Source organism: Streptomyces sp. CB01881, assembly GCF_002953255.1.
In the GTDB taxonomy this organism is placed as follows: domain Bacteria; phylum Actinomycetota; class Actinomycetes; order Streptomycetales; family Streptomycetaceae; genus Kitasatospora.
Genome location: NZ_CP026498.1, coordinates 7,206,584 through 7,227,647, shown reverse-complemented (window position 1 = coordinate 7,227,647; position 21,064 = coordinate 7,206,584). Strand labels below are relative to the sequence as shown.

General features: G+C 73.6%; 25 protein-coding genes and 1 pseudogene. 11 read left to right on the top strand and 15 right to left on the bottom strand.

The window, feature by feature from the left end; translation table 11 throughout:
• Window positions 1-50 precede the first annotated feature (50 nt).
• Complete coding sequence (locus C2142_RS21480) at window positions 51-1,217, bottom strand: TetR/AcrR family transcriptional regulator (RefSeq protein ID WP_148644158.1); 1,167 nt, start codon at window positions 1,215-1,217, stop codon at window positions 51-53.
• 191 nt (window positions 1,218-1,408) lie between these two features.
• Between C2142_RS21480 and C2142_RS21475 the strand changes: the two genes are divergently transcribed.
• Window positions 1,409-2,566 (top strand): acyl-CoA dehydrogenase family protein, encoded by a 1,158-nt coding sequence (locus C2142_RS21475; RefSeq protein ID WP_174315674.1) that lies wholly within the window; start codon window positions 1,409-1,411, stop codon window positions 2,564-2,566.
• A 150-nt stretch (window positions 2,567-2,716) separates the two neighbouring features.
• Here C2142_RS21475 and C2142_RS21470 read toward each other — a convergent pair whose 3' ends face one another.
• Window positions 2,717-2,986 (bottom strand): hypothetical protein, encoded by a 270-nt coding sequence (locus C2142_RS21470; RefSeq protein WP_148644157.1) that lies wholly within the window; start codon window positions 2,984-2,986, stop codon window positions 2,717-2,719.
• A 149-nt stretch (window positions 2,987-3,135) separates the two neighbouring features.
• Between C2142_RS21470 and C2142_RS21465 the strand changes: the two genes are divergently transcribed.
• Complete coding sequence (locus tag C2142_RS21465; RefSeq protein WP_148644156.1) at window positions 3,136-3,453, top strand: cupin; 318 nt, start codon at window positions 3,136-3,138, stop codon at window positions 3,451-3,453.
• 159 nt (window positions 3,454-3,612) lie between these two features.
• On the opposite strand, the gene C2142_RS21460 is transcribed toward C2142_RS21465, so the two are convergent.
• A complete protein-coding gene (locus tag C2142_RS21460) occupies window positions 3,613-4,203 on the bottom strand; it encodes a TetR/AcrR family transcriptional regulator (RefSeq protein ID WP_148644155.1) in 591 nt (196 codons plus the stop codon).
• Between the two features lie 135 nt (window positions 4,204-4,338).
• Between C2142_RS21460 and C2142_RS21455 the strand changes: the two genes are divergently transcribed.
• Together C2142_RS21455 and C2142_RS21450 are read left to right on the top strand one after the other, a co-directional pair.
• Entirely contained in the window at window positions 4,339-5,871 is a 1,533-nt protein-coding gene (locus tag C2142_RS21455) for an MFS transporter (RefSeq protein ID WP_148644154.1), read from the top strand.
• Window positions 5,872-6,022: 151 nt separating this feature from the next.
• A complete protein-coding gene (locus C2142_RS21450) occupies window positions 6,023-6,661 on the top strand; it encodes a class I SAM-dependent methyltransferase (RefSeq protein ID WP_148644153.1) in 639 nt (212 codons plus the stop codon).
• A 56-nt stretch (window positions 6,662-6,717) separates the two neighbouring features.
• Here the strand turns inward: C2142_RS21450 and C2142_RS21445 are convergent, their stop codons facing one another.
• Complete coding sequence (locus C2142_RS21445) at window positions 6,718-7,566, bottom strand: DUF3626 domain-containing protein (RefSeq protein ID WP_148644152.1); 849 nt, start codon at window positions 7,564-7,566, stop codon at window positions 6,718-6,720.
• A 157-nt stretch (window positions 7,567-7,723) separates the two neighbouring features.
• Here C2142_RS21445 and C2142_RS21440 point away from each other — a divergent pair, with 157 nt between their 5' ends.
• The 7 genes from C2142_RS21440 (at window position 7,724) to C2142_RS21410 (ending at window position 13,977) form a co-directional block, all read left to right on the top strand.
• Complete coding sequence (locus C2142_RS21440) at window positions 7,724-8,146, top strand: DUF202 domain-containing protein (protein WP_148644151.1); 423 nt, start codon at window positions 7,724-7,726, stop codon at window positions 8,144-8,146.
• 198 nt (window positions 8,147-8,344) lie between these two features.
• The gene (gene tatA, locus C2142_RS21435) at window positions 8,345-8,641 is read left to right on the top strand and encodes a Sec-independent protein translocase subunit TatA (RefSeq protein WP_148644150.1); all 297 of its coding nucleotides are present in this window, start codon (window positions 8,345-8,347) and stop codon (window positions 8,639-8,641) included.
• A 439-nt stretch (window positions 8,642-9,080) separates the two neighbouring features.
• The gene (locus C2142_RS21430; RefSeq protein WP_174315718.1) at window positions 9,081-10,358 is read left to right on the top strand and encodes a hypothetical protein; all 1,278 of its coding nucleotides are present in this window, start codon (window positions 9,081-9,083) and stop codon (window positions 10,356-10,358) included.
• 128 nt (window positions 10,359-10,486) lie between these two features.
• Window positions 10,487-11,902, top strand: a complete 1,416-nt coding sequence (locus C2142_RS21425; RefSeq protein ID WP_148644149.1) for a histidine kinase — start codon at window positions 10,487-10,489, stop codon at window positions 11,900-11,902.
• Window positions 11,899-12,546 (top strand): response regulator transcription factor, encoded by a 648-nt coding sequence (locus C2142_RS21420; protein WP_148644148.1) that lies wholly within the window; start codon window positions 11,899-11,901, stop codon window positions 12,544-12,546. Before C2142_RS21425 ends, C2142_RS21420 begins: the two co-directional genes overlap by 4 nt.
• 66 nt (window positions 12,547-12,612) lie before the next feature.
• A complete protein-coding gene (locus tag C2142_RS21415) occupies window positions 12,613-13,146 on the top strand; it encodes a potassium channel family protein (protein ID WP_174315673.1) in 534 nt (177 codons plus the stop codon).
• 66 nt (window positions 13,147-13,212) lie between these two features.
• Window positions 13,213-13,977, top strand: a complete 765-nt coding sequence (locus tag C2142_RS21410) for a maleylpyruvate isomerase family mycothiol-dependent enzyme (protein WP_148644147.1) — start codon at window positions 13,213-13,215, stop codon at window positions 13,975-13,977.
• A 9-nt stretch (window positions 13,978-13,986) separates the two neighbouring features.
• Here C2142_RS21410 and C2142_RS21405 read toward each other — a convergent pair.
• From C2142_RS21405 to C2142_RS21355, 11 genes and pseudogenes are all read right to left on the bottom strand, one after another.
• Window positions 13,987-14,175 (bottom strand): annotated as a pseudogene (locus C2142_RS21405) (transposase); the annotation flags it as partial.
• Between the two features lie 47 nt (window positions 14,176-14,222).
• The gene (locus C2142_RS21400; RefSeq protein ID WP_148644927.1) at window positions 14,223-14,591 is read right to left on the bottom strand and encodes a VOC family protein; all 369 of its coding nucleotides are present in this window, start codon (window positions 14,589-14,591) and stop codon (window positions 14,223-14,225) included.
• Entirely contained in the window at window positions 14,585-15,196 is a 612-nt protein-coding gene (locus C2142_RS21395; protein WP_148644146.1) for a HEAT repeat domain-containing protein, read from the bottom strand. Before C2142_RS21395 ends, C2142_RS21400 begins: the two co-directional genes overlap by 7 nt.
• A gap of 144 nt (window positions 15,197-15,340) precedes the next feature.
• The gene (locus C2142_RS21390) at window positions 15,341-16,297 is read right to left on the bottom strand and encodes an LAETG motif-containing sortase-dependent surface protein (protein ID WP_148644145.1); all 957 of its coding nucleotides are present in this window, start codon (window positions 16,295-16,297) and stop codon (window positions 15,341-15,343) included.
• Between the two features lie 248 nt (window positions 16,298-16,545).
• Window positions 16,546-17,175 carry a Fic family protein gene (locus C2142_RS21385; protein WP_174315672.1) on the bottom strand — a complete coding sequence of 210 codons (630 nt, stop codon included), beginning with the start codon at window positions 17,173-17,175 and terminating at the stop codon, window positions 16,546-16,548.
• Window positions 17,165-17,698, bottom strand: coding sequence for a hypothetical protein (locus C2142_RS21380; protein ID WP_241002707.1), 534 nt, complete (start codon window positions 17,696-17,698; stop codon window positions 17,165-17,167). The genes C2142_RS21385 and C2142_RS21380 overlap by 11 nt, the downstream gene beginning before the upstream one ends.
• Window positions 17,699-18,251: 553 nt before the next feature.
• Window positions 18,252-19,244, bottom strand: coding sequence for an LAETG motif-containing sortase-dependent surface protein (locus tag C2142_RS41660; protein ID WP_153882802.1), 993 nt, complete (start codon window positions 19,242-19,244; stop codon window positions 18,252-18,254).
• 409 nt (window positions 19,245-19,653) lie between these two features.
• A complete protein-coding gene (locus C2142_RS21370) occupies window positions 19,654-19,983 on the bottom strand; it encodes a hypothetical protein (protein WP_148644144.1) in 330 nt (109 codons plus the stop codon).
• Complete coding sequence (locus C2142_RS21365) at window positions 19,980-20,219, bottom strand: hypothetical protein (RefSeq protein WP_148644143.1); 240 nt, start codon at window positions 20,217-20,219, stop codon at window positions 19,980-19,982. The genes C2142_RS21370 and C2142_RS21365 overlap by 4 nt, the downstream gene beginning before the upstream one ends.
• Window positions 20,207-20,464 carry a hypothetical protein gene (locus C2142_RS21360; protein ID WP_148644142.1) on the bottom strand — a complete coding sequence of 86 codons (258 nt, stop codon included), beginning with the start codon at window positions 20,462-20,464 and terminating at the stop codon, window positions 20,207-20,209. Before C2142_RS21360 ends, C2142_RS21365 begins: the two co-directional genes overlap by 13 nt.
• Window positions 20,461-20,829, bottom strand: a complete 369-nt coding sequence (locus tag C2142_RS21355) for an ATP-binding protein (protein WP_148644141.1) — start codon at window positions 20,827-20,829, stop codon at window positions 20,461-20,463. The genes C2142_RS21360 and C2142_RS21355 overlap by 4 nt, the downstream gene beginning before the upstream one ends.
• Between the last annotated feature and the right edge of the window lie 235 nt (window positions 20,830-21,064).

Here is a 21,064-nt window from a genome sequence, read left to right as displayed (position 1 = left end):
CGGCCGGGCCCGGGTGCCCGCCCCCCGTACGCGGGGGCGGGCACCCCCGCTCACGTCTGCGCGGGCACGCCCAGGACAGCCCGGCCCAGCCGCCGCAGGCAGTCGCCGAGGTCCGGCCGCTCGCTGTACGGGCGGTTCCGCACACCGTCGTTGACCAGGGCGAACAGCGCGTGAACCCGGATCCGGGCCTCCGCCGCGTCGCACTCCGGGCACACCCGGCGGAGCAGGTCGACCCAGGTCCGCAGGAAGTCCCGCCGGAAGTCCACCGCGGCCCGCCGGTCCGGTGCGGCCAGCCGCTCGGTCTCGCTCAGCATCGCGCCCAGGTAGTCGCCGTTGTGCCGGGCGAACCCCACGTACGCGGCCAGCCCGGCCTCCAGCGCCGCCGCCGGCCCGGCCGCCGCGTCGATCGCCCCCGCCACCTCGTGCCAGAGCCGCTCCCGGCTGCGCACCAGCGAGGCGGCCAGCAGCTGCTGCTTGCTGTCGAAGTGGCGGTACACGCTGGGCCCCGAAATGCCGACCTCGGCGCCGAGTTGGTCGGTGCTGACGTTGTCGAACCCGTGCCGGTGGAAGAGCCGGACCGCCGCCGCGAGCAGCTCCTCCCGGCGCGGTTGCGGCCGCGGCCCGGCGACGGCGGAGGCCGTCCGGGGGTCCGGGGCGGCGCCGTCCAGCGACACCGCGAGCACCGCCGCCACCAGCTCGCGCAACAGCCGCTCGGCCCGGCGCGGCTGCGGCACGGCCGACTGGTAGGACAGGCCCGAGCAGACCGAGAGCGCCGACCAGCAGAGGAACTCAGCATCCACCAGCGGCAGTTCGGGCCGCTCGGCGCGGAGCACCCCGGCCATCAGGGCGGCGTCCGCGCGCAGCTCGCCACGGAGCGCGGCCCGGCGGTCCGGCGGCAGCAGCCGGGCGTCGCGCTGCATCAGCGTGCCGAGCGGCCGGTGCCCGACCGCGACCGCGGCCAGCGCGGCGCCGACGGCCTCCGTGGAGCCGGCCGCGTGGAGCGCCGCGGTCAGCTCGCCCAGGCCCAGCCGCACGACCCGGTCGAGCAGCTCGGGCTTGCCCCGGAAGTGCCGGTAGAGGGCGGGCGCGGTGATGCCCACCCCGGCGGCGACCTCCGTCATCGACACCTGGTGGTACCCGCTGCGGTGGAAGCGCTCGGCGGCCACGGCCAGGATCTGCGCCTGCCGGGCCGGCGCGGGCGGCCGTCGCACCACCATGCCGCCACCCCCTCGCCCCAGCTGTCGTTCACGTCGTACACAGGCTAGCAAGGATTCACTTCACCGGCCCCGATGCCCGCAATACCAGCATTGATCATGGGAGAATCACGGTCTTCCCACCCTGGACAGCCGAAGCTACCCGGGAATAACTTGTGGAGCGATCACCTGGTACCACCGAAGGGAGCGCCGTCGTGCGCCGCACCGTGTTCACCGAGGACCACGAGGCCTTCCGGGAGACCATCCGGGACTTCATCGCCAACGAGGTCGTGCCCGTCTACGAGAGCTGGGAGGCCGACGGCCACCCGCCGCGCGACTTCTACCGCCAACTCGGCGCGCTCGGCATCTACGGCATCGAGGTGCCGGAGGAGTACGGCGGCGCCGGCGAGAGCGGGTTCAAGTACCAGGCGGTCGTCGCCGAGGAGACCGCCCGCGCGGGCGTCAGCTTCGGCTCCTCCGGCGTGCACACCGGCCTGGTGCTGCCGTACCTGCTGGAGTACGCCACCGAGGAGCAGAAGCAGCGGTGGCTGCCCGGTTTCGTCTCCGGCGACATCATGACGGCCATCGCGATGACCGAGCCCGGCGCGGGTTCCGACCTCGCGGGCATCACCACCACCGCCAGGCTCTCCGAGGACGGCACGCACTACGTCCTCAACGGCGCCAAGACCTTCATCACCGGCGGGGTGCTCGCGGACCTCGTCCTGGTGATCTGCCGGACATCCCCCCACGACCCGGAGAACCGCCGGGCCGGCCTCTCGATCCTCTGCGTGGACACGGCCTCCGAGGGCTACACGGTCGGCCGCAAGCTGCAGAAGATCGGCCTGCGCACCTCGGACACGGCCGAGCTGGCGTTCAGCGACGTCAGGGTGCCGGTGGAGAACCTGCTGGGCGAGGAGGGCAGGGCCTTCTCCTACCTGACCCACAACCTGGTGCAGGAGCGGCTGGCGATCGCGGTCGGCGCGTACGCGGCCTCGGCGGCGGCGGTCCGGTTCGCCGTCCAGTACGTCAAGGACCGCAAGGTCTTCGGCAAGACGGTGGCCGAGTTCCAGAACACCAAGTTCACGCTGGCCGACTGCGAGGCCCAGGTGGTGGCCCAGCAGTCGATGGTCGACCGCGCGCTGGAGCTCTACCAGCACGGCGGGCTGACCGTCGCGGACGCGGCCGCGGCGAAGCTCTTCTGTACCGAGTCGGCGTCCGGCGTGATCGACAAGTGCCTTCAGCTGCACGGCGGCTACGGCTACATCCTGGAGTACCCGATCGCCCGCCTCTACACCGACAACCGGGTGTTCCGGATCTACGGCGGCACCAGCGAGGTGATGCGCAGCATCATCGCCAAGTCGCTCGGCCTGTAGAGGGCCCGTCCTCGAACAGGCCCTCAACCCCGGACGTCGTTCGAGGGTACGGGCGTCGTTCGAGGGTACGGGCGTCGTTCGATGGTCCGGGCGTCGTCTATGGGTGTCGGCGGCGGCGGGCCGCCCCCACGGCGGCCCGCCGCCGGCCGGTCAGTTGGGGGACGCGGCGTGCTCGGAGCGCCATGCCTCCCACCCCGCCGCCGAGGCCACCTTCGCGTCGTGGATGGCCTTCTGGGCCAGGGCCGACGGCGGGGTGTCCATGCTCCGCATCCAGTTGCGGCCGGCCGTGGCCAGTGCCGCGCACACCATCACCGTCCCGGCCACGCTGAGCACCGCGCCGATGCCCGTGAGCACGGCGCCGCCGGCCAGCAGCGGGCGGTTGAGCTGGAATCCGTTGAAGAAACTCTCGTTGGTCGCCATGCATCCACCATCGGTGCACTCGGCGGCCCTCGCACGCCGAACTCCTCCGCACGCGGGACCCCTCCGGGTGCGGGAGCCGACCGCGTCCGCGACGCTGGGCCGGAGGGGCTGCCGCGAGGGCCCCGGCCGGCCGCCCTGGAGGACGCGCGATGGTCGATCTCGAACAAGTCGCCGTGGAGCACGCGGCCCGGGCGGCCGAGAGCCCGCACGGGCGCAGCTCGCACCTGGTGCTGCACGACGGCGTGCTGCGGCAGACCGTGATCGCGCTGACCGCGGGCACCTCGCTGGACGAGCACAACGCGCCGGTCGCCGCCTCCCTCCAGGTGCTGCACGGCCGGGTCTCGCTGACCATCGCCGGCCGTCTCCAGGAGCTGTCGGCGGGCCAGCTGCACCCGGTGCCGCAGGAACGGCACGGACTGCTGGCCCACGTCGACTCGGTGGTGCTGCTGACCGCGGTGACCGTGTAGGCCCCGCGCACGGGCCCGGCGCACGGGCCACCGCCCGCCGGTCCGGGCGTGCGGAATCACCGCACGGCCCGAACGGCACCGGCACCGGCGGCACCGGCACCAGCACCGGCACCGGTGGCTACGTACCGGCGGTCACGGCACCGGTCACGGCACCGGCGGTTACGACACCGCCGGCTTCACCAGGGTGTCGTCGACCAGCCGCAGGCCGCGCAGGAAGTCCCGCCCGGTCGGCGACAGCTCGGGCGCGGCCAGCCACTGGCCGACCAGGCCGACGAGCAGCGCCTGGTAGAACATGCCGCGGGCGAGCTCCTCCTCGCTGTCCGGCACCTCTTCGAGCCCTTGGAAGAGGGCCGAGAGACCGAGCCGGCCCTCCTTCTGCGCACTGGCGAGCGCCTCCTGGAGCTGGGGTGCCCGCTCGGTCTGGAGCATCGCCTCGAACTGCGCGGTCCAGAGGCCGCGGTGCTCGGCGAAGGTCTCCTTCACGCCGTCCCAGACCGCGACGAACCGCTCCTCGGGGTCCTCGGAGAGGGCGTAGGCCCGCTCCACGACGGCACCCAGGGTGCTGCCCCACTCCCCCATGGCCTCGATCAGCGCCGCGTCGAGCAGCGACTCCTTGGAGCCGAAGTGATAGCCGATGGCGGCCAGGCTGACGCCGGAGGCGTTGGCGATGTCCCGGGCGGTGGTCCGCCCGTAACCCTTGTCCAGCAGGCAGCGCTTGGCGCCGGCGAGCAGGTCTTCACGATTTCCCATGGTCCCAATGTTACGGTCAATCCAGACACATGTCTTGCACGTTCGTCTTGCACGTTGATTTGGACACATGAGCCAGACACATGAGTCAGACGCTCGTTCTAGACAAACGTGCGAGGCGCCTCTACTGTCTTCCCCATGACCGCAACCACCGGCCGCGCAGGCCGTCGCACATGGATCGGCCTGGCCGTCCTCCTGCTCCCGACCCTCGTCCTGACCATGGACATGGGCGTGCTCTTCTTCGCCGTCCCGTACATCTCCACCACGCTGGCGCCGAGCGGCACCGAGCAGCTGTGGATCATGGACATGTACTCGTTCCTGCTGGCCGGCCTGCTGATCACGATGGGCTCGCTGGGCGACCGGATCGGCCGCCGCCGACTGCTGATGACCGGCGCCGCCGGCTTCATCGGCGCCTCCCTGCTGGCCGCCTACGCCGACGGCGCGGGCCAGCTGATAGCCGCCCGCGCCGTGCTGGGCGCCGCCGGGGCGACGGTGATGCCCTCGACGCTCGCGCTGATCCGCAACATGTTCCACGACGCCCGGCAGCGGCAGATCGCCCTCAGCGCCTGGGGCGGCGTCCTCACCACCGGTGCCACCCTCGGGCCCGTCGTCGGCGGGCTCCTGCTGGACCACTTCTGGTGGGGCTCGGTCTTCCTGATCGCCATCCCGGTCATGGCGCTGCTCCTGGTCACCGCCCCGCTGCTGCTGCCCGAGTACCGCTCCCCGCAGCGCGGCCGCTTCGACCTGCCCGGTGCCGGCCTCTCGCTGGCCTCGATCCTGCCGCTGGTCTACGGCATCAAGACCCTCGCCGTCGACGGCTGGAGCCTGCTCCCCGCGCTGGCCGTCCCGGCCGGCCTGCTGTTCGCCGCCGCCTTCGTCCGGCGCCAGCGCACCGCCGCCAACCCGCTGCTCGACCTGAGCCTGTTCAAGATCCGCGCCTTCAGCGGGGCGATCAGCGTCAACTCCATCGCCATGTTCGCGATGATGGGCTTCACCCTCTTCACCTCGCAGTACCTCCAGCTGGTCAAGGGCATGAGCCCGCTGACCGCCTCGCTCTGGTCGCTCGTCCCCAGCGTGGGCGTCGGCGCCGCGGTCGGCCTCAGCTCCGCGCTCGCCGGGAAGGTCCGGCCCGCGGTGATGATGGCCGGCGGCTTCCTGATCGGCGCGGCCGGCTTCGCGATGATGACCCAGGTCGGCGCGGACTCCCCGCTCGCCCTCATCCTCACCGCGGCGGGCGTGCTGGCCGCCGGCACCGTCGGCACCATGACCCTCACCGCCGAGATGGTGGTCTCCGCCGCCCCGGCCGAGCGGGCCGGCGCCGCCTCCGCCACCTCCGAGACCGCCGTCGAACTCGGCAGCTCCCTCGGCATCGCCCTGCTCGGCGCGACCGGCGCCGCCGTATACCGCTTCCGGCTCGACGGCGCCCTGCCGGCCGGCCTCGACGGCGAGGCCGCCCACACCGCACAGGACACCCTCGGCGGTGCGGTCACCGTCGCCGCGGGCCTGCCCGGCCGGGTCGGCACCGAACTGCTCGACACCGCCCGCGCCGCCTTCACCGAGGGCCTGCACGTCGCCGCCGTGGTCGGCCTGGTCTTCGCGGTCGGCGCCGCCCTCCTCGCCTACCGCCTGATGTCCCACCTCCCGGCCCGCACCGCCGAGCCCGCCGCCTGACCCCGCCCCGCCCCGCGCGTCATCAAGAGCCCCCACCCCGGCCGCCTGCCGTCCCGGGATGGGGGCTCTCGCACGTCCGCGGGGACTACGCCCGGGGTGGCCGTGGAGCAGAAAGGCTGCGGGCGGGCCCGGCGTCCGGCAGGCTGCCCGTATGTCGAACAGTGCTGACCACGGCCGGGTGCGGGCGAGTTATGACGTCGTCGCGGAGGAGTACCAGGAGCGGGTGGGGGGCGAGCTGGCGTTCAAGGTGGTGGACCGGGCGCTGCTCGGGGTGGTGGAGGAGGCGGCCGCCGGCGGGGTGGTGGCGGATCTGGGGTGCGGGCCGGGGCACGTGGCGGGGTGGCTGGCGGGGCGCGGGGCGAAGGTGGTGGGGGTCGACCTGTCACCGGTGATGGTGGAGCTGGCGCGGCGCGAGCACCCGGGGGCGGAGTTCCGCGAGGGGGACCTGCTGCGGCTGCCCGCGGCGGACGGGGAGTTCGCCGCCGCGGTCGCCCTCTACTCGGTGATCCACCTCGAACCGGCCGAGCTGCTGCCCGCGTTCGCCGAGATGCGGCGGGTGCTCCAGCCGTCCGGCACCCTGCTGGTCGCGTTCCACCTCGGCACCGAGGTCCGCCGGCTGGACGAGTGGTGGGGGCACCAGGTGGACGTGGACTTCCACTTCCTGGAGCTCGAAACCGTCGCCGGCCTGTTGGCGGAGGCCGGCTTCATCGTCGGGGCGCGCCTGGAGCGGGAGGCGTACCCGGAGGAGGCGCAGACCCGCCGCGGCTACCTGCTGGCCCGCCGGGACTGACGCTCACCGGCTCCGGCCGAAGCCGGTCGGAGCCGGCCGGGAGCCGCCGGCGGCCGTCAGCCGGTCGGAGCGGCCGAGCCGAAACGGGCGAGGCAGTGCCAGACCTTCTTGAGGTCCTGCGGGTCGTACCGGCCGGTGCGGACGGCGTCGCCGAGGATGCGCGGGTCGAGGTGGCCGTCCTCGGCGACGGCGAGGCCGAGGGCGACGTACTCGGGGCCGCGGTAGTCAGGGTGGCGGCGCAGCTCGTCCGTGCTCAGTCGGACCCCGGGGTGCCACTCGACCGGGCAGGGCAGCCGCCGGGCCTGTTCCTCGACGGCGGTGCCGCGGTGGCTCGGGTCGAGGACGAGCGCCTCGACGTCGCGGTCGAGCCGGACCTCGCCGTGCACCTGGGCCTCGATGTAGTCGTCGAGGGCGTCGGCGTCGTCGGCCTCGGCGAGCGGGACGAGGCCGTTCCGGTCGGCGACGCCGAAGTCGGACGGTTCGAGGAAGCTGTCGGGGTAGCAGAAGGTGACGCGGGCGAGGGCCGGCCCGGCCAGCCGGAAGTGGGCCGAGCCGAAGCGCGGTGCCCCGCCGAGCGGCTTGCGGCGGAAGTTGAGCGCCCCGTACACCGGGCGTTCCTCGGCGGGTGCGGTGTCGTAGGCGCCGCCGAAGATGCGGCTCTCCCAGTGCCAGCGGTCGCCGCCGGGGTGGGCGGTGAGGCCGCCGTTGCTGGTGCCGGTGACGAACTGGGAGCGGTAGACCCCGTCGTCGGCGAGCGCCTCCAGGATCGGCCGGCCGTCGGAGACCCGGTCGGGGTGGAAGTTGAGGGTGACGCGCAGGCCGGGGTCGAGCGCCGGCCCGGAGGCGAGGGCGGCGACGTGCCGGAGGGCGAGTTCCTGGGCGGTGCGGCGCGTGTCGGTGGTCATCGCGGCAGTGTCGCGGACGAAGGCCCTGCGCCGCATCCGGATTCCGGCCGGGGCCGGGTGACGGGGCCGGGCGACGGCGCCGGGCGGGCTCCCGGGCTGCGCGGCGGGGCGTCCGCGCCTAGGGTCGACGGCAACGCCGGGCGGAGCTGGAGGGCCGATGCCGCCGTTGGAACCGGAGCCCGACCCGGAGCCCGACCCGGACGGGTGGCAGGACGGGCAGGGCGGGCAGGGCGGGCAGGGTGGTGGCGGCGACGAGCCGGACTACCGCTTCACGCTGGCCAACGAGCGGACCTTCCTCGCCTGGATCCGCACCGCGCTCGGCCTGCTCGCGGGCGGGATCGCCGTGGACCAGCTCACCCCCGACGTCGCCCCCGGGCCGCTGCGGATCGCGCTGGCCGTGGTCTGCGCGCTCGGCGGCGCGCTGCTCGGGGTGACGGCGTACCGGAGATGGGCGAGGGTGGAGGAGGCGATGCGGGCGGGGGCGCCGCTGCCGCGGACGCATGTCCTGCTGGTGCTGTCGGTGGGGGTGGCGGTGGTCGCCGCCGTGTTCTGTGGTCTGATCATCGGGTACTCCGGCTGAGACCCCGGGCGACCCGGGGCCGGCGATCCATACCCTTAGTGGTCTAGACCACTTTCGGAGGGTCGTCCGCGCAACATCTGGTTTTTGACCAGCGTTTCCCGGCCGGTGTATACGTTCGCCGCCGCGGCCAGGCATACTGGCCAGGTCGGGCGCTTTGCCCTCCTGTGACTCTAGAAGAGAAGGGACCGGTGGCCAGGGATGCTGCGGAACGGTCTTGAGCCCTGGCACCTCCTGGTGGTGCTGGCTGTTGTTGTCCTGCTGTTCGGTTCGAAGAAGCTGCCGGAGATGGCGCGCGGCCTCGGCAAGTCCATGCGCATCCTGAAGGCGGAGACCAAGGCCCTGCGCGAGGACGACGTCCCCGCCGACGCGGCCGCCCAGGGCACGGCGCAGAGCACCGCGGCCCCGCAGCAGCCGGCCGCCGAGCAGGCCCGCCCGGCCGTCACGCCGACCAACATCGCCAAGGCCACCGAGACCCCCCGGTCCACCACGGCCTGAGCCTCCCGCACTCCTGACGAAGCCCCCGCCCCGAACGGCGGGGGCTTCGTCGTGTCCTGGGCCGACCGCAGCAGTCTCGACTGGCTGTCGGTTTTGATCCGTTATCTCCTGGTTTGCATCGACCGGAGAAACGGAGTGCGGGATGCCGATCAACGACCCGGACCAACCGACCGAGCCCCCCGACCAACCGGCCGGGCCGCCCGGCCGGCCCGGGCCCCACGACCAACCGTCAGCAGGCCCCTCCGACCAGCCGCCGGCCACTCAGCCTCCCTCCGGCGCCGGCCAGCCTTCCCCGGGCGCCGAGCAGCCGCCGGCCGCGCAGCCGCCCCCGGGATCCGGCCAGCCCCCCACCGAGCAGCCGCCCGCAGCACAGCCGTCCCCCGGCGCCGGCCAGCCGCCCGCAGCACAGCCGCCTGCCGAGCAGCCGCACGCCGACCAGTTGGCCGAGCTGCGCGCCCGCCTCGCCGCCGTGGAGGCCCACGACGCCCGGCTGGCAGCGGAACTGAAGACGCGACCACCCGCCCACCACCGGGTCCGCTCCGCCTTCGCGATCCTGCTGGTGCTGGTCGTCTTCATCCTGACGCCGCTGAGCCTGGTCGCCTCCTGGACCAAGTCCACGATCACCGACACCGACCGCTACGTCGCCATGATGGCGCCGCTCGCCAAGGACCCTGCCATCCAGTCGGCCATCACCAACCGGGTGACGGACGAGATCATGAAGCAGATCCCGGTCGAGTCCCTGCTGTCGGACATCGCCCCGGAGGACCGGCCCAAGCTGGACGCCCTGATCTCCAAGCTCAGCGGACCGCTCACCAGCGGGATCACCGGCTTCGTGCACGGGCAGGTCGAACGGCTGGTGCAGAGCGACGCGTTCGCCACCATCTGGATCACCGTCAACCGGCAGGCCCACGCGGCGATCGACAAGATGCTCACCGGCGAGGGCGGCGGCGCGGTCCAGATCAAGAACAACACCGTGGTGCTCGACCTCGCCCCGGTGATCGACCAGGTGAAGACCCGGCTGGTGGACAACGGGCTGACGGTCGCGGCGAAGATCCCCGAGATCCACACCGACTTCACGCTGGTGAAGTCGGACGCCATCCCCAAGGTCCGCACCGCCTTCCGGCTGCTCGACCTGATCGGCTTCTGGCTGCCCGTCCTCACCGTGCTCCTGGCCATCGCCGCCGTGCTGCTGGCGGTGCGCCGGCGCCGGGCGGCCGTCACCGCGGCGCTGCTCATGGCGGCCGGCGCCCTGGTGCTGGGCATCGGACTGACGATCTTCCGGGCCATCTACCTGGACAAGCTCCCGGACGGGGTGGACCAGGCGGCCGCCGGAGCGCTGTACGACACGCTGGTCCGGTACCTGCGCTCGGCCGTCCGGGTGGTGGTCGTGCTCGGCCTGCTGGTGGCGCTCGGCGCCTGGATCAGCGGCGCCGGGCGGCGGGCCGGAGCGGTCCGCGGCATGTGGCGGGCGGGCCTCGGCGGGACGCGGCACGCCGCGGAGGGCGCAGGGCTGCGGCTCGGCGCGGTCGGCCGCTTCGTCCACCGCTGGAAGTCCTGGCTCATGTGGGGTTCGGTCGTGGCCGCGGTGGTGGCGTTCGTGCTCTGGAGCTACCCCACACCACTGGTCCTGCTCATCATCGGGCTGGTTCTCCTGGTCGTACTGGCGGTGGTGGAGTTCCTGGACGAACCCGACGGGGCGCAGCAGCCGGCCCATTGACGCCGGGTCCGGCCGGGTCGTCGCCCGGCCCTCGCCGACCGGCCCATGCCGACCGGCCTGAAGGAGGAGGCCCGTTCTCACCCTGAGGGACGATCAGCCCGGGCCGGCCCGACCCTAGTCTCGACAGCATGACGGGAACACGGTGGTGGGGCCTGCGGCTGCTGCGGCCCGCCCTGGTGGCGTCCGGGCTCGGGTACCTGCTGCTGATGGGCCACCCGGCGGAGCTGGGCGCGGGCGGCTGGGCGATCGGCCTCGGCGCACCGGCCCTGGCCGCGTTCGGCGGCCGGTGGCCGCTGGCGGTCGCGCTCGGGCAGTGCACGCTGCTGGCGCTCACCGCCGCCCCGGCCGCCGCCCACGTGCACGTCGAGGTCAAGGCCGGTGTGGCCGCCGCCTTCTTCGAACTGGCCCTGCGCCGCTGGGGCGCGCCGACCGCCGTCGCCGGCGCCGCCCTGGCCGCCGCCCAGCTGGCCGCCGCCTGGTCGGGGCTCGCGTGGTCGGGACTGCCGTGGTCGGGGCTGCCGGGCTCCGGGCCGCTCTGGTCCGAGCTGCTCTGCCGCGTCCCGGGCGCGCTCTACCGGACGGCGGTGGTCGGCGGCGTCCCGGTGCTGCTCGCCGGCTACCTCCGGTCGGCCGAGCAGGCCGCGAGGACGGCCCAGGAGCGGGCCCGCGAGGCCGAGCACAGCCGCGACCTCGCCGAGTGGGGCGCCCGGATGGGCGAACGTGCGGCGATCGCGCGAGAGTTGCACGACATGGTCGCCCACCACCTGGCCTCGACGGTGCTGAGGGTCGGCGTCGCCCGGCACGTCCTGCCCAGCACCGACCCGCGGCTGGCCGCCGTCCTGGACGACGTGCACGCGGGCGCCACCACCGCCCTCGCCGACCTGCGGCGGCTGCTCGCGGCCCTGCGCGAGCCCGACGCGGAACACCTGGCCCCGCTGCTGGCCGAGACCACCGACCTGCCCGCCGCCGTCCACGGGGTGGTCGAACGCTCCCGGCGGGCCGGACTCCGGGTCGACGCCGACATCGGCGGGCGGCTCGGCGAGCTGGACGCGATCGGCGGGCTGACGGTGCTGCGGCTGGTGCAGGAGGGCCTGGCCAACGTCGCCCGGCACGCGGGCGCGGGGGCGAGGGTCCGGCTGCGGGCCACGACGGAGGTCACCACGGAAGGGGAGCGCGTGCGACTGGAGCTGGAGAACGAGCTGCCCCGGGAGCACCACGCCGCCCCCGGCGGTGTCGGCGGTGTCGGCGGCGGCCACGGGCTGCTCGGCATGCGCGAGCGGGTGGCCCTGGTCGGCGGGACGGTCGAGGCCGGACCGGTGCCCGGCGGCTGGCGCCTCGCGGCGTCCTGGCCGCTGACGGCCGGCGGGGGCGCACCGGCCGTCCCGGGAGCGTTCGCCGTGCGGGGGGCGGTCCCCGGGCCGGGTTCGCCCGCAGGACCGGGGACAGTGGGCGCTCCCAGCCAGGTCGCCGGGCCGGTGGCGGTGGGCGCTCGGACGGCCGGCGCCGAGGGGGCGGCCGTGAAGGCGTACGGGGGTGCCGCGTGATCGGCGTCCTGATCGTCGACGACCAGCAGCTCGTCCGGGCCGGCGTGCGGATGCTCTGCGAGTCCACCGGGGACCTGGCCGTCGCCGGCGAGGCCGCGGACGGCGCGCAGGCCGTCGAGCTGGCCCTGCGGCTGCGCCCCGACGTCGTCCTGATGGACCTCCACATGCCCGGCACCGACGGCATCGTCGCCACCCGGGAGCTGAACCGTCTGCTGCCCTCCGCCCGGATCGTCGTCCTCACCACTTTCGACGACGACGACCGTCTCTACCCGGCCCTCGCCGCCGGCGCCTGCGGCTTCCTCGCCAAGGACGTCGAGCCCGCCGCCGTCCTCGACGCCGTCCGGCGGGCGGCGGCCGGCGAGAGCCCGTACAGCCCGGCCGTGCTGCGGCGGGTGGTCGCCCGCGCCGCGTCCGACTGGACCGGCGAGGACGGCCGTCGGCAGCCGGTGGGCGGCATCACCGGGCGCGAGCACGAGGTGCTGCGGCACATCGCCGGCGGGCTCTCGAACATCGAGATCGCCGAGCGGATGCACCTGGGCGTGACCACGGTGAAGACCCATGTCTCCAACCTGATGGCCAAGACCGGCAGCCCCAACCGGGTCCGGCTGGCCGTGCTGGCGATCCAGCACGACCTGGCTGGCTGAGGCCGCCCGCCCCGGACGGAGCAACCCGGCGGGCGCGGCCCGGTGCGGGGCCGGAGGCTGAACGGGATGTCCGACGACCAGCCCCCGCCGCCCCGGGACCGCATCGACCTGCGGGCCTGGTGCCTGCTGCTGGGGTCGTTCACCGCGCTGATGATCGCGTACTTCACCCTGCCGCTGCGGTACTTCGGCGAGGACCGGCCGGTGGTCAGCTGGCTGGTCTTCGCGGCCGTCCTGATCGGCATGACCTGGTTCCTGATGGCCCGGATGATCGACATCCTGGTCGGCACCGGCCACCATCCAGGAGTGTGGATCATCTTCCTGATCTGCCTCGTCCTGACCGTCTTCGCCAGCACCTACTACGTCCTCGGCGCCCAGCCCGACGAGTTCGTCGGGCTCAACACCCGGTTGGACTCGCTCTACTTCACCGTCGTCACGATGGCGACGGTCGGCTACGGCGACATCACCCCGTCCGGCCAGGCGCCCCGGCTGGTGGTGATGCTGCAGATCGCGTACAACTTCGTCTTCCTCGCGGCGGCGGCCGGGGCGCTGAGCCGCCAGGTCCGCAGCGGCCTCGAAAGCCGGGTCCGCCGGCGCAGTTAGAGGACGTCTCATTTGGGGGGCCTAAATCGAGTGCGGGAGTTCCGGTTCGGGTGATACAAGATCTGCGTGACTGAGCACCTCTACTTCCCCACCCTGCTGCGGATGATTGACGAGCGGTCCGCCGCGTTCCGCGACGCCGTCGCCGCGGCCCCCAGCCTCGACGCCGACGTCCCGTCCTGCCCGGGCTGGACGCTGTACGACCTGGCGAACCACCTCAGTGAGGGGGACCGCTTCTGGGCCTACATCGTGCGGAACACCGCGCCGGGCGACGAGCGGCCGAGCAAGGACGGGCTGGCGGCGCCCAGGGAGCGCGAGGCCCTCATAACCTGGCTGGCCGACTCGACGGAGCAGCTGCTTACTGCTCTGCGCGAGGCCGGCCCGGACCGGGGCTGCTGGGCCTGGTGGGAGCCGCTGGCCTCGCCGCACACGGTGGCCGCCGTGGCCCGCCGCCGCGTCCCGGAGTCGCTGATCCACACCTACGACGCCCAGCTGGCCTCCGGCAACCCGCAGGAGCTGCCGACGACCGAGGCGGCCGACGCCATCGAGGAGTTCCTCGCCACCGTCTGCACCGTCACGGACCCGTGGCCGGGCGAGCCCGCGACCATGGACTACCACGCAGCCGAAGCCGGCTCCTGGCGCCAGACGGTGGACGCCGCCGGTTCCCGCTTCACCCGCCTCACCGCGGCGGAGGCCGCCGAGAGCAAGCCCACCGCCGCCATCTACGGCACGGCGAGTGAGATGGCCCTGCTCATGTACATGCGCATCCCGGCCGGCTCGCTGCGGATGGAGGGCGATGCCGACCTGCTCCAGCGGCTGCAGAACGGGGGCTGAGAGAACATCTCATTCGGAGAGTCTGCGGGTGCAGACGATGGCTGCTGCGAAGGCGGCGAAGGCGGCGAAGCGGTCGGCCTTGCGTTCGTAGCGGCGGTGGAGCCGGCGGAAGCCGCCGAGCCAGGCGACAGTGCGCTCGATCACCCAGCGGGGCCGGCCGAGGCGGTTGGAGGTCTCGATCCCGCGGCGGGTGATGCGGGCGATGTCCTCTTAGCGGGCCCGGCGGACGGCCTTCCTCCCCGGCGTCAGGTCCGGCCGGCGTCGATGACGCAGAAGCGGTTGCCGGAGGGGTCGGCGAGGACGACGAAGTCCGGGTCCTCCGGGTAGCTGTCCCAGTCGACGCGCCGGGCGCCGAGGGCGACCAGTCGCTCGACCTCGGCGGCCTGGTCGGCGGCGTCGCGCGCGTAGAGGTCGAGGTGGACGCGCGGGTGGTCCTGCACCGGCGACGTGCTGCGGCCGAGCGCCACCTGCACGCCGGGCCCGTTCGCGGGGAGGAGGACCACCCAGTCGTCGTCGACCGCGTCGCGCGGCACGTAGTCGAGCGCGGCCGTCCAGAAGGCGACGGCGCGGCGGACGTCGTCGACGCCGAGGACGACGGAGCCGATGGTCAGCATGTTCCCCACTTTCCGAGGATGCGGGCGGCCTCGCCGCCCAGGGTGGCGTCCTGCGTCAACGCCGTGAGCACATCGATCCGTTCCGGAGACGGCCCGGCGTCCTGGAGGGCGGCGAGCGCGTTGCCCCGGACGAGGGGGTCGTCGTCGCAGGTGACCGCCGCGATCAGGGCCCGTTCGACGGCCGGGTCGTCGGCGTAAGGGCCGAGCGCCGCTGCGGCGTGCCGCCGGAGGAGGTCGCCGTCGGGGTCGGCCAGCGCGGCGAGGAGCGCGGCGGCGACCGCACGCCGGGCTGCCGGGCCGCCCGGCGAGTGGCGGCGGAGGGCGGTCGCGCACTCCACGCGGGCGGGCCCGTCCTCGGCGGGGTCGGCGAGGACGGAGGCGAGGAAGGCGGCGACGGCGGGGGTTGCGGTGACGGCCTCGGCCAGCGCGGCGACGATCCGGACCTTGTCGTCGCTCCCGGCCGGGAGGGCGCGGAACCGCGCGATGAGCCGGTCCTCCGGCGCGGCTGTCGGCCGGGCCGGACCGCGCGTCGGCCCCCGGCTGCCACGGCGGCCGGGGGGCCAGGACGGACCGGCGGCTCCCGGGGTGGTGGGCGTGTGGCTCATCACCCCAGCGTAGCCAGGAGTTTGCGCGGCTCCGGGGAGTCGCTCGGTCGGGTGGACGACCCGGAGTCCGTCCGGGAACGGTGAAGGGGCCCTTCTTCGCACCGCCGTGCGGAGGAGGGCCCCTTCGGGTTTCCGTGCGTTCCGTTAGCGCTGGGGACGCAGCCGGCGCACGGCGATGAGGGCGCCGGCGCCGAGGGCAACGAGGGCGGCGGCGGTGGCGGCGAGGAAGCCGTTGGTGGAGCTGGAGCCGGTGTGGGCGAGCTCGGGGGTGCCGGCGGGCGCGGTGGTGGCGGGGGCCGAGGGGGTGGCGGTCGGCGTGGTGGCCGGGGCCTTGGTGGCGGTGCTGGTCGGGGCGGGGGTCTTGTCCTCGACGGGCTTGGCCGGGGCGGGCTTGGTGGTCGGCTTCGCGGTGGTGGTGGGCTTCGCGGTGGGCTTGGTGTCGGGGGTGGTCTGGGCGCGGGTGACGTTGACGGTCTTCATGTCGGTGGCGCCGTTGGCCTCGCCGCCGGGGCGGAAGGCGTCGGTGACGAGCTGGATCTTGGTGACGCCCTTGGGGGTGCTGGGGGCGAGGGAGTAGCGGAACTTGAAGGTGATGGAGGAGCCGTTGTCCAGGCGCTGGCGCTGGGTGAAGTCGGCGTCGACGGTGTTGGAGCAGCCGGGGACCGAGGCCAGGTCCTTCCAGGTGTTGGTGTAGTCGAGCCACTGGATGTGGACGTCCGAGGTGCGCAGGGCGGCGCCGCTGCCGGGGGTGTGGATGGCGAAGGTGGGCTGCACGCCGTGGGCGTCGACGCCGGTCTTGTTGGTGACCTTGACGGCGACCTCGTTCCACTTGCCGTCCGCGGCGACGCTGGACTTGCCGGAGACGAAGGCGGCGTCGGGGTTGACCTCGGTGACGCCGGGGCCGCTGGCGGCGGCCTGCGCGCCGGCAAGGCGGTAGTCGCCGCAGGCCCAGGAGCTCTCGGCGGTGATCAGCTGGACGGAGCCGGCGAGGACGACGGTGGCAGCGAGGGTGGCGAGGCGGCGGCGGCCGGAGATCGAGCGGACGTTCTTCGCGATCGAGGGCATAACGGACTTGCGCATGACGTGAATCCCCAGGGTCATGGTGCGGATGGTGTGGTGAAGACGGCCGGCTGCCCGCTGTCGTCCAGCGGAAGCGCCCCCCGGCCTTGCGTTTGCCGGTCTCGCTCTCCGTGCCTTCATCCGTATAGACGTGCATCCCCGCCGGGGGTTGCAGGTGGATTCAAAACTTTTTTCGGAACCCTCCGACCGGCCCGGCGGCGTACACGGATAACTGCTCAACCGCATAGTGCTGAACGTGCTCACCTGTCAGCTTCGGCAGGATCCCTCTCTCACCGTGTGGTGGCCCGGCGGTGAGTGGCGCGGATCAGTACGGTGACCAGAGCTGCCAGGTCGAGGGCGCCGTCCGGGTCGTCCGCGTAGCGGGTGGTCTGCAGCGGTCCCACTTCGTCCAGTCGTACTCCTTCGCTCTCCAGGACGTGGGCGAGGACCAGCAGTGCCAGGCGAGCGTTGCCGTCCGGGTAGGGGTGGAAAAAGGCGATGTCGAGGTACGCCCTGGCCGCGCGGGCGGGCAGGGGGAGCGACGAGTCGGTGCTCTGGTGAAGGCAGGCGGCGAAGTCCTGCCAGGTGTGAGACGTGAGCCCGTATCGTTCCCGGCCGCCCTTGGCGAAGGCATCGCTCTGGCGCAGGTGCACCTCGTTCACGCCGAGGACCAGCTTCTGCCAACCGGCGAGCAGGGCCGGGGTGAGCGGCTTTCCCTGGGAGGCCGCGGCGCGGGACAGGCGCATCGCGGCGAGCAACCGATCGGCGCGGGCCGGGTCGCGGCGGCGAACCGGACCGTCGAACCATGCAGTGAGTCCGTCCACGGCCGGGCGTACGAAGGTCGGGCTCACGCTCGCGGCAGAGGACCAGTCGACATGCTCCCTGACCTTGCACCACGTGGCCAGCGCGTCATCGCTCACGGTAGAACCCGCGGCCGGTCAGGCTGGTCGCCAGGTCCTCTCCCACCGCGTCGACCAGGGTCGTTGCGGGGGCGACGTGGCTGTGGAACCGCCCGCCGATGGCGGCCTCCACCGCCTTCCGGGCCTCGTCCAGCCCCTGGCCCGTGGAGGTGAGGAACCAGGTCAGCGTCGTCTCGCAAAGCCGGTACCACCCCCCTTCGGCGTGGGTGCTGTTGACGACCGCGGTGACCAGGCGGGTCACCGCGCGCTCCAGGTGCCAGCTGCGGTCCTCGGCGTCCGCGTGGGGATGCGGTTCGAGTTGTCCGAACCGCTCGGCGATGTCCTCCAGCCAGTCACGCCACTCAAGCAGGCAGGTCACGACGCGCTCGGCGGTCTCCTTCGCCCCTCCGACCGAGTGCGAGACGCAGCACCAGGTCTCGACGGGACCCCCGAAGTGGTTCGAATAGTCCCAGCCGCAGGCCCACCGGCCGTACCGGGACACCAACAGCGCGGTGACCCGGTCGGCGAAGCGCCAACCCGCCATCCCGTCCGGATCGGCTGCCCGATCGGCCTCGGACGGCACCATCGGGACGATCAGGGCCGTCAGCCGTGCCGCCTCGCCGTCGTCCCAGTCGAAGGCGTTCCGGTGAGGGTCTACGGCGGGCCACGGCAGGTCCCGAGCGAGTGGAATGGACGTGGCGTGCCTCCGGAGTCGGACGTGACGGAACAACCGCCCGATCATGCCCACCGGGCGGGGACCTGTCACCCCAATTAGTTGGCCCTGCCGCCGGCTGCCTACGGGCACCCGGGCACGTTCACGTGTACCCGATTGAGAGCACAACCCCGTGTACGCCGACAGGCCCGGTGAGGGGTGCGCGGGAGGCCGGTGACCGGCGGGTTGTGCAGGGGGTTCGGAAACCGGCGAGGCCCCCGCCCGGGGCGGGGGCCTTCGCGTGGACTGCTCGGTCGGGTGGACGGCTGGGAGCCGGCCGGGAGTCCGGTGGGGGGCTGACCCAGGGTCCGTCCGGGAACGGTGAAGGGGCCCTTCTTCGCACCGCCGTGCGAAGAAGGGCCCCTTCGGGTTCCGTGCGTGCCGGTTAGCGCTGGGGACGCAGCCGGCGCACGGCGATCAGGGCGCCGGCGCCGAGGGCCACGAGGGCGGCGGCGGAGGCGGCGAGGAAGCCGTTGGCGGAGCTGGAACCGGTGTGGGCGAGCTCGGGGGTGCCGGCCGGCGCGGTGGTGGCCGGGGCGCTGGACGGGGCCGAGGGGGTGGCGGTCGGCGTGGCGGTGGGGGCCTTGGTGGCGGTGGCGGTCGGGGCGGGGGTCTTGTCCTCGACGGGCTTGGCCGGGGCGGGCTTGGTGCTGGGCTTGGCCGTGGGCTTCGCGGTGGCGGTCGGCTTGGCGGTGGTGGTGGGCTTGGCCGGGGCGGTGGGGTGCACCACCTTGAAGGTGTGGGACTCGCCCTTCGACATGGGGAAGCCGTCGGCCTTGCCGCCGATGAAGATCTGGAGCTCGTTGAGGTCGGCGGCGGCGTTCGCGGAAACGGAGATGCGGAAGCCGAAGTTGGCGGCCCGCCCGTCGGCGAGGCTCTTCTGCTTGTAGCCGGTGGTGTCCGCGTGGATCACCGGGTCGCAGCCGTGGCGGAGGGTCAGCTTCTTCCAGCCGCCGCCCGGGATGGCCTCCTCGACCGTGAAGTCCTCAAGCCGGTTGCTGCCCTGCTCGTTGTACAGCGCGATCATGGGGGCGACGTTCTCGTAGGGCGCGCCGGTGAAGTTGGTGACCCCGACGCCGATCTCGACCTTCCCGCCGCCGGCCGTGATGGTCTGCCCGTCCGGCGTCATGTGGAATCCGGCCTCAAGGTTGCCCTTGTGCGCGGCGGCGGGGGTGACGGGCTTGGCCTCGGCGGCGGCCTTCGACTGCGGACCGTCGCCGCAAGCCCAGGAGGACTCGGCGGTCATCAGCTGGACGGAGCCGGCGAGGACGACGGTGGCGGCGACGGTGGCGAGGCGGCGGCGGCCGGAGATCGAGCGGACGTTCTTCGCGATCGAGGGCATAACGGACTTGCGCATGACGTGAATCCCCAGGGTCATGGTGCGGATGGTGTGGTGAAGACGGCCGGCTGCCCGCTGTCGTCCAGCGGAAGCGCCCCCCGGCCTTGCCGGTCTCGCTCTCCGTGCCTTCATCCGTATAGACGTGCATCCCCGCCGGGGGTTGCAGGTGGTTCCAGAACTTTTTTCGGAACCCTCCGAACGGCCCGGCGAGGGGGTGCGGGGGCCGGTGATCGGCGGGTTGCAACCCGGCCCGGGGACCGGCGAGGCCCCCGCCCGGGGGCGGGGGCCTTCGCGTGGGCTGCTCAGCCGGGTATGCGGTGCCGGCCGCGAGTGGGGCCGGGGGTGGTGCCGGGGGTGCTGGCGGCCGGGCCGGTGATCGGCGGGTTGCAACAGGGCCCGGGGACCGGCGAGGCCCCCGCCCGGGGGCGGGGGCCTTCGCGTGGGCTGCTCAGCCGGGTATGCGGTGCCGGCCGCGAGTGGGGCCGGGGGTGGTGCCGGGGGTGCTGCGGTGGCGGCCGGGGGTGGTGGGCGGTGGGGGGAGCTCGGGGCCGTAGTGGCCGGCCTGGCGGGCGATCCAGGCGTATTCGTGGGTGCCGTCGGGGAGCCGGCGCAGTTCCCAGCGGCCGTGGCGGGTGATCGGGGCCGGCGGCCCGGCGGCGTGGGCCTGGCCGTTGACCTTGAGGGCGGTGACGACGCCGAGGGCGACGGTGGCGAGGGCGAGGGCGAGGAGGGCGGCGAACGCCGCGCCGACGAGGAAGCTGGCGGTGCCGGTTCTCATCGGCGGATGCCGATGACGCGGTGGCCGAGGTGGGCGGCGAGGGTGTGGAGGAGCTCCTCGGCCTGCTCGCGGGTGAGGGGCAGGGCGAGCTGTTCGCCGGGGGCGGCGTGGATGGCGAGGTCGACGGCGGCGCGCAGCTGCAGGGCGGCGTCGGGGACGCGTTCGACGGCGAGGTAGTGGACGGTGGTGCGCCCGGTGCGGACGGCCTGGCCGGTCCGCGGGATCAGGACTTCCACGGCTGCTCCCTCCCCGTGTCGGACAGCAGCTGCAGGAGGTTGAGGAGGGTGGCGACGGGGGCGTGGCCGAAGTTGACGAGGATCCGGCCGTCGACGGTGCTGTGGTGGGTGGTGGCGGAGCCCCACTGGATGCCGAACCCGGCGCCGTGTTCGTGGAGTTCGCGCAGCAGGGCGGTGACGTGGGCGTCGGTGTAGTCGTGCACGCGGGGGTCGTCGGGGGAGATCGGGATGCGGGGGCCGGTCACGCGGCCACCTCCAGCTCGAACCAAACCACCTTGCCACCGTGCTTGCGCGCCTGGGCGCCGAAGCGGTGGGTGAGCGAGCGGACGAGGTGCAGACCGCGCCCGGACAGCGCGTAGGGGTCGGCGGACCGGCTCGGTTCGGGCAGGTCGGGGCTGTCGTCGGCGACCGAGACCCGCAGGGTGCGGTTCAGCAGCAGGACGACGACCAGGGGCGCCGGGCTGCCGCCGTGGCGCCAGGCGTTGACGTACAGCTCGCACAGGGCGAGTTCGGCGTCGTGGATCAGGTCCGGCGGCCAGGACGCGGCGGCGAGCGCGTCCCGCAGCTCGGCGCGGGCGGCGGACCAGTCGGGCGGGTTGAAGGCACACATGAGGAACCTCCGGACGAGGCTGGGTGGAGTGGAGTGAGGCGTTCACCGGCGGAATCGTCGCCGTGAGCCAGGCCAGGGCGGGGCTGGGAATGCCACGCGTGGCTGCTCTGCGGTGCGCGGGCAGCAGGCGCCTACTGCCCTGGAAACAGGCGTTACTGACGACCCATCGGATCGATCTGGGACGACCATAACGCACGGCAGTATCCAAATTTCCATCCTTCTGGGATTTTCCCTC